Genomic DNA, 13,674 nt, shown 5'->3' on the forward strand with positions numbered 1-13,674 from the left:
TGCAGATGTTCAGATGAGGTCAAAGTGTAGCAGTGGCGCGGCGGTACAGGGCAAAGCGCACCTCGCGGGTGCCGCCCTCGCGGTGCAGCAGCCAGTCCGGCGGCAGCACCGGCACGTGGCCGGCCGGCGATTCCAGGTACAGCCAGGCATCGGCGGCCAGGTGCCGCGGCAGCTGCGCCAGCACGTCCTGCCACAGGCCATCGGCGAACGGCGGGTCGATGAAGACCAGATCGGCCTGCTGCGCGGGCGCGCCCTGCAGCCAGCGCAGGGCATCGGCCTGCACCACGGTGATCTGGTCGGCGGCCTGGAGCTTGGCCACGGCCGCGGTCAGATTGCGTCCCAGCTGCGCGTCGCGCTCGACCAGGGTGGCGTGGGCGGCACCGCGCGAGACCGCCTCCAGGCCCAGCGCGCCACTGCCGGCGAACAGGTCCAGCACCCGCGCGCCGCCCAGTCTGGGCATCAACCAGTTGAAAAGGGTCTCGCGCACGCGGTCACTGCTGGGCCGCAGCCCCGGCAGGGTCGGCACCGGCAGGCGGGTATTGCGCCAGCGACCGCCGATGATGCGGACCTGGCCGTCATTGCTCCCACGGCCGCTCACAGGCGCCCCCGGCGGGATGTATTCAAGAAATTCAGCATGAGCGGGATTGTAGTCGTCCGGGCGGCGCCCGGAACCCGCAGAGACCGAAGCAACAGCCAGAGCAACGGCAAAAGCTGGTTCCCTGTGGGTAGGCGGGGTGGGCCAGGTTGTGGGGGACGCCGTAAACCCGTCCATGGGGGCTTGGCCGCGGCATCCATGCCGCGGACACCCCCACAACCTGCCCCACCCCGCCTTCGACAGTTTCCTGCGATCTGCCGGAAGGTCTCTTGGGGTCAGATCCGTTTTCCTGCGGAAAACGGATCTGACCCCATTTGATGTATCGATATCTGACAGATGTGTCGACCAAGGTCGACACCTGCCAACAGCCGCGTGAACCTGTCAGAGGCGGGGCGGTGTGGGTTGGCAGGACCGTTGGCGCCATGGATGGCGCCATCGAGCCCCCAGGGACGGGTTTACGGCGTGTCCTGCCAACCCACACCGCCCCGCCATCCCACGGATAGCCCGCTGTTGCTGTTGCTGTTGCTTCGGCCTCTGCAGGTGCAGGGCTGCAAGCCCTGCCGACCAACCCCTTGATTTCGGGACAATCAGCCATACCCCTTGGCGAGGCCGCACGCGCTGGCGCGGCATTGCACATGGAGCCCTATCGATGACCGAGACCACCCAGACCGAAACCCTTGGCTTCCAGACCGAAGTCAAGCAGCTGCTGCAGCTGATGATCCACTCGCTGTACTCCAACAAGGAGATCTTCCTGCGCGAGCTGGTCTCCAACGCCGCTGACGCTGCCGACAAGCTGCGCTTCGAAGCCCTGACCCAGCCGGCCCTGCTTGAAGGTGACAGCGAGCTGCGCGTGCGCGTCAGCTTCGACTCCGCCGCCCACACCATCACCATCGAAGACAACGGCATCGGCATGAGCCGCGCCGAGGCCATTGCCCACCTCGGCACGATCGCCAAGTCCGGCACCGGCGATTTCCTGCGCCAGCTGTCCGGCGACCAGAAAAAGGATTCGCAGCTTATCGGCCAGTTCGGCGTCGGCTTCTACAGTGCCTTCATCGTTGCAGACCAAGTGGAAGTGACCTCGCGCCGCGCCGGCCTGGCTGCAGGCGAAGGCGTGCGCTGGACCTCGCGCGGCGAAGGCGATTTCGAAGTGGCCACCATCGACAAGGCCGAGCGCGGCACCCGCATCGTGCTGCACCTGAAGGACGGCGAGCACGACTTCGCCGATGGCTGGCGCCTGCGCGGCATCCTCAAGAAGTATTCGGACCATATCGGCCTGCCGATCCAGATGCCGAAGGAAGGTGGCGAAGAAGGCGCCGCGGTCGAATGGGAAACCGTCAATCGCGCCAGCGCGCTGTGGACCCGCCCGCGCACCGAGATCAGCGACGCCGAGTACACCGAGTTCTACAAGCACGTGGCACACGACCACAGCGATCCGCTGGCATGGAGCCACAACAAGGTCGAAGGCAAGCTGGAATACACCTCGCTGCTGTACGTGCCCGGCCGCGCGCCGTTCGACCTGTATCACCGCGATGCCCCCAAGGGCCTGAAGCTGTACGTGCAGCGCGTGTTCGTGATGGACCAGGCCGAGCAGTTCCTGCCGCTGTACCTGCGCTTCATCAAGGGCGTGGTCGATTCCAACGACCTGTCGCTGAACGTCTCGCGCGAGATCCTGCAGTCCGGCCCGGTCATCGATTCGATGAAGGCCGCGCTGACCAAGCGCTCGCTGGACATGCTGGAAAAGCTGGCCACAGACAAGCCGGAGCAGTACGCCACGTTCTGGAAGGAATTCGGCCAGGTGCTGAAGGAAGGCCCGGCCGAGGACTACAACAACCGCGAGAAGGTGGCCGGCCTGCTGCGCTTCGCCTCCACCCGTGGCGACGGCGATGCGCAGAACGTGTCGCTGGCTGACTACCTCGGCCGCATGGCCGAAGGCCAGGACAAGATCTACTACCTGACCGGCGAGAGCTACAGCCAGGTGCGCAACAGCCCGCACCTGGAAGTGTTCCGCAAGAAGGGCGTGGAAGTGCTGCTGCTGACCGACCGCATAGACGAGTGGCTGATGGGCTACCTGACCGATTTCGACGGCAAGGGCTTCGTCGACATCGCCCGCGGCGACCTCGACCTGGGCGTGCTGGAAACCGAAGCGGACAAGCAGGAACAGGAAGCAGCGGCCAAGGACAAGCAGGGCCTGGTCGAGCGACTGAAGACGGTGCTGGGCGATGACGTGGCCGACGTGCGCGTCTCGCACCGCCTGACCGATTCGCCGGCGGTGCTGGCCATCGGCGAACAGGACCTGGGCCTGCAGATGCGCCAGATCCTGGAAGCCAGCGGGCAGAAGGTGCCGGACAGCAAGCCGGTGCTGGAGATCAACCCGGGCCATCCGCTGATCGCCAAGCTGGATGCTGAAGCCGATGGCGCGCGTTTCGACGATCTGGGCCGGGTGCTGTTCGACCAGGCTGCATTGGCCGCCGGCGACAGCCTGAAGGATCCGGGCGCCTATGTGGCGCGTCTGAACAAGCTGCTGCTGGAGCTGTCGGCCTGATCGACAAGGTGGCCGCCGGGCATGGCCCGGCGATGCTCTGGTAGAGGCCAACCTTGGTTGGCACCTGCCAGGGCGGATCGAGCGTGCCAACCAAGGTTGGCACCCACCACAGGCGGCGGTTGGCACCTGGCGAGCGGGTTCAGGCCTCGCGATCCAGCAGCGAGCCGAGCATCTGGTCCTGGCGTCGGATCACCGCGGCGTTGGAAGCGAAAGCCACCACCTCGGCTTTCGCTGCCAGCAGATCACCCAGTGGTGCACTGACATCGGTGCCGGTAGGGGTCACCGCGGCCTGCACCCCGCCCTGCTCCAGCGTACTGCGTTGCAGCTGCAGGCGCTGGGCATCAGGAGTCGCCAGGTTGGCCACGTTGTGCGCGGCCACCTGCACGCCCTGCTGGGCCGCACGCATCCCGCCGAGGGCGATTCCCATCACGTTGTTCATGGCGGTCTCCGGACCGCCCTGCGCAGCCCTCCGGACCGGTTAACGGCCGGCCGGCCGCGACCTTGAGTCCACATCGGCCCGACAGGCCTGAGTGGTAGCATATCCCTCTGATTTCAGCGCCTTTTGCCAATGCTCAGTTTTTTCCGCCGCAAGAAGCCCCAGGATGCCCCCGCAACGGAGGCACCCAAGACCCAGCACTACTCGGCTGAAGAGCTGGCGGCGGCGTTTCCGTCGGCCGCACCGGCCGAGGACAAGGAGCCGGCACCGGTAGCCGTACCGGCCGAGCGTGCACCGGTCGAGCCGCCCCCGGCAGTCGCCGTTCCGGTCGCTGTCGAGCCCACCCCGGTGATTCCGGCCCCAGCCGCACCGGTTCCGGCAGCTCCTGCGCCCACGGCGCAGATCGACGTCGCCCCCATCGCGACCCCGGCCATCGAACCGGCACCCGCACCGGTGCCCGAGCCCACCCCGGCACCGGTCACCGACGACCTGCCTGCTGCCGCCTCGGTCGACGCTGCTCCGGCACCTTCCGGCAAGCCCGGCTGGCGCGAACGCCTGCGCAACAGCGTCATCGCGCGCAGCTTCGGTGGCCTGTTCTCGCGCAACCCAAAACTCGACGACGACCTGCTGGACGAGCTGGAAACCGCCCTGATCACCGCCGACGTCGGCGTGGGTGCCACCACCGACCTGGTCGAGGGCCTGCGCAAGCGCATGAAGTCGCGCGAGTTCGCAGATGCAAATGCGCTGCTGGCCGCGCTGCGTGCCGAGCTGATCGCGATCCTGCAGCCGGTGGCCAAGCCGCTGGTGATCGACCGCAACGCCAAGCCCTTCGTGGTGCTGACCGTCGGCGTCAACGGCGTTGGCAAGACCACCACCATCGGCAAGCTGGCCAAGCGTTTCAAGGATGAAGGCCACAGCCTGATGCTGGCCGCCGGCGACACCTTCCGCGCCGCCGCCGTCGCGCAGCTGCAGGCCTGGGGCGAGCGCAACGGCGTGGCCGTGGTCGCCCAAGGGCAGAACGCCGATGCCGCTTCGGTGGCATTCGATGCGCTGCAGGCCGGTAAGGCCCGCGGCACCTCGGTGCTGATCGCCGATACCGCCGGCCGCCTGCACACCCAGTCCGGCCTGATGAACGAGCTGGGCAAGATCCGCCGCGTGCTCGGCAAGATCGACGCCACTGCACCGCACGAAGTACTGATGGTGATCGACGGCACCACCGGCCAGAACGCGCTGTCGCAGCTGCGCCAGTTCAACGCTGCGGTGAACGTGACCGGCCTGGTGGTGACCAAGCTGGACGGCACTGCCAAGGGCGGCGTGGTGTTCGCGCTGGCCCGCGAGTTCGGCATTCCAATCCGCTTCGCCGGCATCGGTGAGCGCCCGGAAGACCTGCGCGTGTTCGATCCGGAAGCCTTCGTTGACGCCCTGCTGCCCGAAGCGCTGGGTGCCTGATAGACCGTGCAGCCACGCTTGGCGTGGCTCTACTGCAGCCCGGTAGAGCCACCCCATCGGTGGCTGCCCACCTCCGGAATACCGATGCCCCGCCAGCCGCACGCCAGCGCCGGAACCACGCAGACCGACGACTTCGTCGCCCACCTGCTGCATTGGTTCGACGACCACGGCCGCCACGACCTGCCCTGGCAGCATCCGCGCAGCCCCTATCGGGTCTGGTTGTCGGAAATCATGCTGCAGCAGACCCAGGTGAGTACGGTCATCCCGTACTTCCAGCGGTTCCTGCAGCACTTCCCGACCCTGCCCGACCTCGCCGCCGCCGGCAATGACGCGGTGATGGCGCAGTGGGCCGGGCTCGGCTACTACGCCCGCGCACGCAACCTGCACGCGGCAGCCAAGCGCTGCGTGGAACTGCACGACGGCGACCTGCCACGTGACTTCGACGCGCTGCATGCCCTGCCCGGCATCGGCCGCAGCACCGCCGGTGCGATCCTCAGCCAGGCCTGGAACGACCCGTTCGCGATCCTCGATGGCAACGTCAAGCGGGTGCTCAGCCGCTACCACGGCATCGACGGCTTCCCGGGCCTTCCGGCCATCGAGAAGCAGTTGTGGGCGATCGCCGAGGCGCACGTGGCGCAGGTGCCGGCCGGGCGCATGGCCGATTACACCCAGGCGCAGATGGACCTGGGCGCGACCGTGTGCAGCCGCGCCAGACCCGCCTGCGTGATCTGCCCGCTGCAGGACGCGTGCGTGGCGCGCCGCGAAGGCCGCACCGCTGAACTACCCACGCCCAAGCCCAGCAAGACCCTGCCCGAGCGCGAAGCAGTGGCCCTGCTGCTGCGCGACCCCCAGCAGCGCGTGCTGCTGCAGAAGCGGCCGGACACCGGCATCTGGGCGCAGCTGTGGACGCTGCCGCAGGCCGAGGCCGGCAGCGACCTGCAGGACTGGTTCGATGCGCATGTTGAAGGTTCGCTGGAAGACGCCGAGGAGCTGCCAGTGCTGCAGCACACCTTCAGTCACTACAGGCTGCACCTGCAGGTACTGTCGCGCCAAGTGAAGGGCCTGCGCGTGGAAGAACCCACGTTGCGCTGGGTCGCCTACGATGAACTGCCCGCGCTGGGCCTGCCCGCGCCGATCCGCAAACTGCTCGACGGCGCGACGATCAAGACGCCAAAACGAACTTCCAAGAAACCCCGCAACCACGAGTGAGTGCCATGCCCCGAACCGTCTTCTGCCAGTACGAACAACGCGATGCCGAGGGCCTGGACTTCGTGCCCTACCCCGGCGAGCTGGGCCAGCGCATCTTCAACAACATCGGCAAGCAGGCCTGGGCTGCGTGGCTGGCGCACCAGACCATGCTGATCAACGAGAACCGCCTGTCGCCGCGTACGCCGGAACATCGCGCGTTCCTTGAAGGCGAACTGGTCAAGTTCCTGTTCGAGAAGGACGCGCAAAAGCCGGCCGGCTTCACTCCGGAAGCCTGACGCACAGGTAGTGCCGGGCGCTGGCCGGCAACCTGGCATCTGCGCGATGCCGGCCAGCGGCCGGCACGACCGCGCTATTTCGTGTTTTCCTCGCGCTCCTGCACCTGCGCCTGGCGCAGCTCCTGCTCGGAAGCGCGTAGTGCCTTCACATCCAGCTTGCGGATGCTGTCGATGAAGCACGGCAGGCGCGGGCCGCCGGTAGGGTCGCGCACCAGCACCTTGTCGAAACGCGCCGAAACACGATTCATCTGGCTGGTCAGGCCGATGGCGGTGGCATATGGCAGGTCCTGGCAGGGCCCCCTCAACTCCAGCAGGTAGGCCTCGCTGGGACGCGTCCATACCGCAAGCGCGCTGTCACCCAGCTCGGTCCAGCCATTGAGGGTGCCGAAGAACTGCATGTCGTTCTGCGGCGCACCGGCATGGGCACGGTACAGGTCAAGCTTATCGGCGCTGCTGAGCCGGCCAGTGGTCGCACACGCGGCCAGCGCCAGGCAGAGTCCGGCCACCAGGAACGGGGTCTTCATGGCGATCTCCTCGGGGAACTGTCGCCATCATGCGCCCGGGCCGGCAACGGCGGCGCGACGACCGACAGCCCCATTCAGGCGCTGGTCGGCGGTCGACCAAGGCCGACCTCTACCAAAGCAGACCCAAGGCCCCGGATTCCGGAAGTCACCAACCTTGGTTGGCGCCTGCCCTGCAGGCGCAGCCGACCAGGGTCGGCTTCCACCAAAGCGGCCCCGGCGCCTCAGACGTCCGCGTGGGCCAGTGCGTGCAAGCGCCCTTCGCGCAGCTCCAGCACCCGGTCGAGGCGGCGCGCCAGGCTGCGGTCATGGGTGACCAGCACCAGGCTGGTGTGACGCGCACGATTCAGTTCCAGCATCAGCTCGAACACCGTCGCGGCCGTGCGGTCATCCAGGTTGCCGGTCGGCTCGTCACCCAGCACGCAGGCAGGGTGATTGACCAGTGCCCGCGCCACCGCAGCACGCTGCCGCTCACCACCAGACAGCTCGCCCGGCTTGTGATCCAGGCGGTGGCCGAGGCCCACCGCTTCCAGCAGCGTGGTGGCCCGGCTGCTCGCTTCTGCTACCGCAGTGCCAGCCAGCAGTACCGGCATCATCACGTTTTCCAGCGCGGTGAACTCCGGCAGCAGGTGATGGAACTGGTAGACGAAGCCCAGCGCCTGGTTGCGCAGCAGACCGCGCGCGGTATCCGACAGCGCCGACATGCGCTGCCCGGTCACGTAGACCTCGCCGGCGGTTGGAATGTCCAGGCCGCCCAGCAGGTGCAGCAGCGTGCTCTTGCCGGCGCCGGAGGCACCGATGATCGCCACCGTCTCGCCGGCGGTCACGGTCAGGTCCAGGCCATCGAACACCGGGGTCTGCATGCGCCCTTCGGCGTAGGTCTTGCCCAGTGCTTCGGCGCGGATCACTTCGTCGCCGCGGTTGAAGACCTTATTCATAACGCAGGGCCTCCGCCGGCTGGGTGCGTGCTGCCCGCCAGGCGGGATACAGGGTGGCCAGGAAGCTCATCAGCAGCGCGACCACGGTGATCGCCACCACGTCGCCGGTCTGCATGTCGGTCGGCAGGCCGGTGATGTAGTACACATCCTCCGGCAGCAGCTTGACGTTGAACACGCTCTCGATGGCGCCGAGGATGCGCTCCAGGTTGAGGGTCAGGGTGATGCCGCCGATCAGGCCGGCCAGCGTGCCGAAGATGCCGATCAGCGAACCCTGCACCATGAACACCTGCATCACCCCGCCCGGAGTCAGGCCAAGGGTGCGCAGGATGGCGATGTCGGCCTGCTTGTCGGTGACCAGCATCACCTGCGACGACACCAGGTTGAAAGCGCCCATGGCGATGATCAGCGACAGCAGGATGCCCATCACTACCTTCTCCATGCGCAGCGAGTGGTAGAGGTTGGCGTTCTGCTGGGTCCAGTCACTTACCCGGTACGCGCCGCCGAGGCTCTGCGCCAGGTCCACGCCCACTTCCAGCGAGCGGTCCATGTCGTGCAGTTTCAGCCGCACGCCGGTAGCGCCATCGGAACGCAGCACGCGCTCCAGGTCCTGCATGTTGGCGAAGCCGACGCCGCGGTCGACCTCGTTGTAGCCGGCCTCGAAGATGCCGCTGACGGTGAAGCGTTTCATCCGCGGCACTGCGCCAGCAGGCGTGCCCTGCACTTCTGCAAAGGTCACCAGCACCTGGTCGCCAACGTCCACGCCCAGCCAGACCGCCAGTTCTTTGCCCAGCAGCACGTTGAAGCTGCCCGGCTTGAGGCTGTCATAGCTGCCCTTGGTGACCTTCTTGTCGATCACCGACACCTTCGGCTCCAGCGCCGGATCGATGCCCTGGATGATCGCGCCCTGCACGCGCGGGCCGCTGATCATCGACTGGATCTCGATGTACGGCGCGGCACCGGCCACGCGCGGGTCCTTGCGGGCGACGTCCACCACGCGCATCCAGTCCGGCATCGGCTCGCCGTCGCGGCTGATGGTGGTGTGCGCGGTCATCTGCAGCAGGCGGCTGCGGATTTCCTTCTGGAAACCGCTCATCACCGCCAGGGTGGTGATCAGCACCGTAACGCCGAGCGCGATGCCCAGGATCGATGCCATCGAGATGAAGGAGATGAAGCCGTTGCGGCGCTTGGCGCGCAGGTAGCGCAGGCCGATGGCCACGGGAATGGGTTTGAACATGCAGGCACGCCGGTCAATTCAGCTTATGGTGCCATCGACCGGGGCCGACGGGAAACGCCGCGTGCGGCCACGGCCAGTCGCAGTTCACGTCGCTGCCTGGAATCGAGCACATCGGGCCAGAACAGCAGGCGCCGGCGGCGCCGATCCTCACGCCAGAGCAACAACAGCCATGGCCCACGCACGACCAGTTGTGGTGCATCGACGTCCTGCCCGGCCACCTGCAGCGGCTCGGGCGGTACCGGCAGAAGCACCTGCACGCGCGGCCTGCGCTGGCGCCAGGCCAGTTCGGCCAACCCGATGCCCCAGGCCAGCAACACCGCGGGCGTCAGCAGCCGGGGCGGTAGATCCGATGCGCGCAGCAGCCAGGGCGCGGCCAGCAGCACCGCCAGCTGGGCGGCGGCCTGCAGCCGTGAGGGCCGCCACTCAAGGCTTGAGGGCGAGGATCTTCTGCATGAGGGGGACTGCGTGCGCATGCGGGCAGGCCTCGTAGCCCATGAACCAGCGCCACAACTTATCGTCCTCGCAGTCGAGCAGGAACAGGAAAACCTCGCGCTCCTCGGTCGGCGCAGTGCTCCATTCGTGGTCGAGGTAACGGCCGAACAGCTGGTCCAGCTCGCGCATGCCGCGGCGGCAGCGCCAGCGCAGCTTCTTCAGCAGAACGTCTTCTTCCATCGTGTTTCTCCAGATGCAGCAAAGCCACGCATGGCGTGGCTCTGCTGGGAGGTGTAGCCACGCATGGCGTGGCTCTACCGGGTACAGCCGGACCGTATCAGGCGCGGCGTTCCATCATCAGCTTCTTGATCTCGGCGATCGCCAGTGCCGGGTTCAGGCCCTTCGGGCAGGTCCGGGCGCAGTTCATGATGGTGTGGCAGCGGTACAGCTTGAACGGATCTTCCAGATCGTCCAGGCGCGCACCGGTGTCCTCATCGCGCGAGTCAATGATCCAGCGATAGGCCTGCAGCAGGATCGCCGGGCCCAGGTAACGCTCGCCGTTCCACCAGTAGCTCGGGCAGCTGGTCGAGCAGCAGGCGCACAGGATGCACTCGTACAGGCCGTCCAGCTTCTTGCGGTCTTCCGGCGACTGCAGGCGCTCACGGTCCGGCGGTGCCGGGGTCTGGGTGCGGATCCATGGCTTGATCGAGGCGTACTGCGCGTAGAAGTGGGTCAGGTCCGGAACCAGATCCTTGACCACGTTCATGTGCGGCAGCGGGTAGATCGGCACTTCCTTCTTGCCGCAGTCCGAGATGGCTCGGGTGCAGGCCAGGGTGTTGGTGCCATCGATGTTCATCGCGCACGAACCACAGATACCTTCGCGGCAGGAGCGGCGGAAGGTCAGGGTCGGGTCGATCTCGTTCTTGATCTTGATCAGGGCGTCCAGGACCATCGGGCCACAGGCGTCCAGATCAACTTCATAGGTATCGGTGCGCGGGTTGCTGTCGTCGTCCGGACTCCAGCGGTAGATCTTGAAGGTGCGCACGTTCTTCCCGCCGTTCTTGACGGGGAAGTGCTTGCCCTTCGTGATCTTGGAATTCTTGGGGAGTGAAAACTCGGCCATGGCTGCTCTCGTTGGCTCAGGCGGCCCGCGCCCTTGGGCGCGGATTGCATGGTAGGCGGGGTCGGATCAGTACACGCGCGGCTTCGGCGGCACCACGGACACGTCGTCGGTCAACGTGTACATGTGCACCGGACGGTAGTCGAAGCTGCACTTGCCCTTCTCGTCGACGCTGACCAGGGTGTGCTTCTGCCAGTTGACGTCGTCGCGGTCCGGATAGTCCTCATGCGCATGCGCACCACGGCTTTCCTTGCGCTGTTCGGCCGAGTTGATCGTCGCCACCGCGTTGAGCAGCAGGTTGTTCAGCTCGTAGGTCTCGATCAGGTCCGAGTTCCACACCAGCGAACGGTCGGAGACCTTCACGTCCTGGAACGAGTCGAAGATCTTGTCCATCTTCTCGCAGCCTTCCTTCAGCGTCTGGCTGGTGCGGAAGACGGCCGCGTCGGCCTGCATGGTGCGCTGCATGCGATCGCGGATGACCGAGGTCGGGGTATCGCCGTTGGCGTGGCGCAGTTTGTCCAGCAGGCCCAGCGCCTTGTCGCAGGCATCGGCCGGCAGCGGCTTGTGCGATGCGCCCGGCTTGATGGTCTCGGCGCAGCGGTTGGCCACCGCACGACCGAACACCACCAGGTCCAGCAGCGAGTTCGAGCCCAGTCGGTTGGCGCCGTGCACGGACACGCAGGCCGCTTCACCGATGGCGTACAGGCCCGGCACCACGGCATTGTCGTTGTCGCCGACCTTCTGCACCACTTCGCCGTGGTAGTTGGTCGGGATGCCGCCCATGTTGTAGTGCACGGTCGGGATGACCGGGATCGGCTGCTTGTGCACGTCGACGCCAGCGAAGATGCGGGCGCTTTCGGCGATGCCCGGCAGCTTGTCGTCGATCACGCCCGGGCCGAGGTGGGTCAGGTCGAGCAGGATGTGGTCCTTGTGCTCGCCGACGCCGCGGCCTTCGCGGATCTCGATGGTCATCGAACGGCTGACCACGTCGCGCGAGGCCAGGTCCTTGTAGTGCGGCGCGTAGCGCTCCATGAAGCGCTCGCCGCTGCTGTTGCGCAGGATGCCACCTTCACCGCGGACACCCTCGGTGATCAGGCAGCCGGCGCCGTAGATGCCGGTCGGGTGGAACTGCACGAACTCCATGTCCTGCATGGCAATGCCGGCACGCATGGCCAGGCCGCCACCGTCGCCGGTGCAGGTGTGCGCCGAGGTGGCGCTGAAGTAGGCACGGCCGTAGCCGCCGGTGGCCAGTACCACGCCCTGGGCGCGGAACAGGTGCAGGGTGCCGTCGGACATGTCCAGGGCCAGCACGCCGCGGCAGGCGCCTTCGTCGTCGAAGATCAGGTCGAGCGCGAAGTACTCGATCATGAAGCGCGCATCGTGCTTCAGCGACTGCTGGTACAGGGTGTGCAGCATCGCGTGGCCGGTACGGTCGGCCGCCGCGCAGGTACGCTGCGCCGCCGGGCCTTCGCCGTACTTGGTGGTCATGCCACCGAACGGACGCTGGTAGATCTTGCCTTCGGCGGTGCGCGAGAACGGCACGCCGTAGTGTTCGAGCTCGATGATGGCCGGGATGGCCTCACGGCACATGTACTCGATGGCGTCCTGGTCGCCCAGCCAGTCCGACCCCTTGATGGTATCGAAGAAGTGGTAACGCCAGTCGTCCTCGCCCATGTTGGCGAGTGCGGCCGAGATACCGCCCTGGGCGGCAACGGTGTGCGAACGGGTCGGGAAGACCTTGGTCAGGCACACGGTCTGCAGGCCCTTGGCGGCCAGGCCGAACGTGGCGCGCAGGCCGGCGCCGCCGGCGCCGACCACGACCATGTCGTACTTGTGTTCGGTGATCTTGTAAGCGGACATCTAATCTGGATTCCTGTGTTGGTGCCTGGGCTCAGGCAACGCCGAGGGCGATGCGGCCCACCGCAAACACACTGACGATCATGCCGAGCACGGCGACGAACTTCACCGCGGTCTGCAGCACCAGGGCCAGCAGCGATTCGTGGATGTAGTCTTCCAGCACGACCTGCATGCCGAGCTGCGCGTGCCAGAACATGGCGATCAGCAGGCCGATCAGCGGCACTGCGTTCCACGGCTTGGCCACGGCGGCGGCGGCGGTCGCGTAGTCCGAGCCCAGCAGGCCCAGCACGAAGACCAGGAACCAGATGCCCAGCACCACGAGCGCGGCGGCGGTCAGGCGCTGGTGCACGAAGTGCTCGGTGCCGGTCTTGGCCGAGCCAAGGCCGCGCACATTCTTCAGCGGGGTACGGAACTTGCTCACGCGGCACCTCCGAACATCACATAGGCCCACACCAGCAGGGTGATCACCAGGCTGCCGGTGACCGACAGCCAGCTGCTGCGGATGAAGGCGGGGATGCTGAAGCCGATAGCGAAGTCCTGCACCACGTGGCGGATGCCATTGCACAGGTGATAGGCGAACGACCATGTCCACGCGAACAGGAACACGCGGCCATACCAGGCCCCGGCATGGCCGGTGAAGCAGTTCCAGGACTCGGGCCCCATCATCAGGGCCAGCAGGCCGGCGGCGATGATGAGGGCACCAACAGACAGAAAGACGCCAGTGGCTCGATGCAGGATCGAGGTGGCCATCTGAATCTGCCAGCGATACACCTGAAGGTGCGGGGAAAGTGGGCGTTGTCTGGTCGCCATTCGCTGGGCTCGTTGTCTCGGCTGGGCGGCACACGGCCGCGTTGGCTCAATGCTGATCAGAAATCGATGCAGCGTCCGTTTTTCTCCCAATCGCCATACCGCACCGGATCAAGTCCGCCGCGGCCGCCGAATTCCTCTGCTTTTTCCTGTTCCACGGGCACGGGTGCCGCGGGGACCAGCGGGGCTTCAGATTCGTCGTCGGGAGTGGGGGTTGTTTGGCCTATCATGTTCGGTCTCGCAACGCACAAATTTTAGA

Annotated in this window: 16 protein-coding genes; 4 read left to right on the top strand and 12 right to left on the bottom strand. The window is 66.6% G+C overall.

The window, feature by feature from the left end; all coding sequences use genetic code 11:
* Positions 1–19 precede the first annotated feature (19 nt).
* Positions 20–616: a 16S rRNA (guanine(966)-N(2))-methyltransferase RsmD gene (rsmD, locus tag AC5P9L_RS13475; RefSeq protein WP_308150307.1), complete on the bottom strand. Its 597-nt coding sequence runs from the start codon at positions 614–616 to the stop codon at positions 20–22.
* A gap of 628 nt (positions 617–1,244) precedes the next feature.
* Between rsmD and htpG the strand changes: the two genes are divergently transcribed.
* Complete coding sequence (gene htpG / locus AC5P9L_RS13480) at positions 1,245–3,137, top strand: molecular chaperone HtpG (RefSeq protein ID WP_111193469.1); 1,893 nt, start codon at positions 1,245–1,247, stop codon at positions 3,135–3,137.
* Positions 3,138–3,276: 139 nt separating this feature from the next.
* On the opposite strand, the gene AC5P9L_RS13485 is transcribed toward htpG, so the two are convergent.
* Complete coding sequence (locus AC5P9L_RS13485) at positions 3,277–3,576, bottom strand: hypothetical protein (protein WP_114618653.1); 300 nt, start codon at positions 3,574–3,576, stop codon at positions 3,277–3,279.
* 129 nt (positions 3,577–3,705) lie between these two features.
* Here AC5P9L_RS13485 and ftsY point away from each other — a divergent pair, with 129 nt between their 5' ends.
* The 3 genes from ftsY (at position 3,706) to AC5P9L_RS13500 (ending at position 6,506) form a co-directional block, all read left to right on the top strand.
* Positions 3,706–5,022, top strand: coding sequence for a signal recognition particle-docking protein FtsY (gene ftsY, locus AC5P9L_RS13490; RefSeq protein WP_114618652.1), 1,317 nt, complete (start codon positions 3,706–3,708; stop codon positions 5,020–5,022).
* A gap of 84 nt (positions 5,023–5,106) precedes the next feature.
* Positions 5,107–6,231 carry an A/G-specific adenine glycosylase gene (mutY, locus tag AC5P9L_RS13495; RefSeq protein WP_227415666.1) on the top strand — a complete coding sequence of 375 codons (1,125 nt, stop codon included), beginning with the start codon at positions 5,107–5,109 and terminating at the stop codon, positions 6,229–6,231.
* A 5-nt stretch (positions 6,232–6,236) separates the two neighbouring features.
* The gene (locus tag AC5P9L_RS13500) at positions 6,237–6,506 is read left to right on the top strand and encodes an oxidative damage protection protein (protein WP_005409085.1); all 270 of its coding nucleotides are present in this window, start codon (positions 6,237–6,239) and stop codon (positions 6,504–6,506) included.
* 74 nt (positions 6,507–6,580) lie between these two features.
* Here AC5P9L_RS13500 and AC5P9L_RS13505 read toward each other — a convergent pair whose 3' ends face one another.
* From AC5P9L_RS13505 to AC5P9L_RS13550, 10 genes are all read right to left on the bottom strand, one after another.
* The gene (locus tag AC5P9L_RS13505) at positions 6,581–7,030 is read right to left on the bottom strand and encodes a DUF6491 family protein (RefSeq protein ID WP_049460200.1); all 450 of its coding nucleotides are present in this window, start codon (positions 7,028–7,030) and stop codon (positions 6,581–6,583) included.
* Between the two features lie 221 nt (positions 7,031–7,251).
* A complete protein-coding gene (gene lolD, locus AC5P9L_RS13510; RefSeq protein WP_005409083.1) occupies positions 7,252–7,965 on the bottom strand; it encodes a lipoprotein-releasing ABC transporter ATP-binding protein LolD in 714 nt (237 codons plus the stop codon).
* Positions 7,958–9,199, bottom strand: coding sequence for a lipoprotein-releasing ABC transporter permease subunit (locus tag AC5P9L_RS13515; RefSeq protein ID WP_005409082.1), 1,242 nt, complete (start codon positions 9,197–9,199; stop codon positions 7,958–7,960). Before AC5P9L_RS13515 ends, lolD begins: the two co-directional genes overlap by 8 nt.
* 23 nt (positions 9,200–9,222) lie before the next feature.
* Positions 9,223–9,672 carry a hypothetical protein gene (locus AC5P9L_RS13520; RefSeq protein WP_227415665.1) on the bottom strand — a complete coding sequence of 150 codons (450 nt, stop codon included), beginning with the start codon at positions 9,670–9,672 and terminating at the stop codon, positions 9,223–9,225.
* Positions 9,623–9,871, bottom strand: a complete 249-nt coding sequence (locus AC5P9L_RS13525) for an FAD assembly factor SdhE (protein ID WP_049406791.1) — start codon at positions 9,869–9,871, stop codon at positions 9,623–9,625. Before AC5P9L_RS13525 ends, AC5P9L_RS13520 begins: the two co-directional genes overlap by 50 nt.
* 97 nt (positions 9,872–9,968) lie before the next feature.
* The gene (locus tag AC5P9L_RS13530) at positions 9,969–10,754 is read right to left on the bottom strand and encodes a succinate dehydrogenase iron-sulfur subunit (RefSeq protein WP_005409079.1); all 786 of its coding nucleotides are present in this window, start codon (positions 10,752–10,754) and stop codon (positions 9,969–9,971) included.
* A gap of 66 nt (positions 10,755–10,820) precedes the next feature.
* Positions 10,821–12,611: a succinate dehydrogenase flavoprotein subunit gene (gene sdhA / locus AC5P9L_RS13535; protein WP_005409078.1), complete on the bottom strand. Its 1,791-nt coding sequence runs from the start codon at positions 12,609–12,611 to the stop codon at positions 10,821–10,823.
* Positions 12,612–12,642: 31 nt separating this feature from the next.
* Positions 12,643–13,029, bottom strand: a complete 387-nt coding sequence (sdhD, locus tag AC5P9L_RS13540; RefSeq protein WP_005409077.1) for a succinate dehydrogenase, hydrophobic membrane anchor protein — start codon at positions 13,027–13,029, stop codon at positions 12,643–12,645.
* Positions 13,026–13,418, bottom strand: coding sequence for a succinate dehydrogenase, cytochrome b556 subunit (sdhC, locus tag AC5P9L_RS13545; protein WP_005409076.1), 393 nt, complete (start codon positions 13,416–13,418; stop codon positions 13,026–13,028). The genes sdhD and sdhC overlap by 4 nt, the downstream gene beginning before the upstream one ends.
* Before the next feature lie 56 nt (positions 13,419–13,474).
* Complete coding sequence (locus tag AC5P9L_RS13550; protein ID WP_005409075.1) at positions 13,475–13,645, bottom strand: DUF1674 domain-containing protein; 171 nt, start codon at positions 13,643–13,645, stop codon at positions 13,475–13,477.
* Between the last annotated feature and the right edge of the window lie 29 nt (positions 13,646–13,674).

Source organism: Stenotrophomonas sp. YJH_SMC_64, assembly GCF_059371375.1.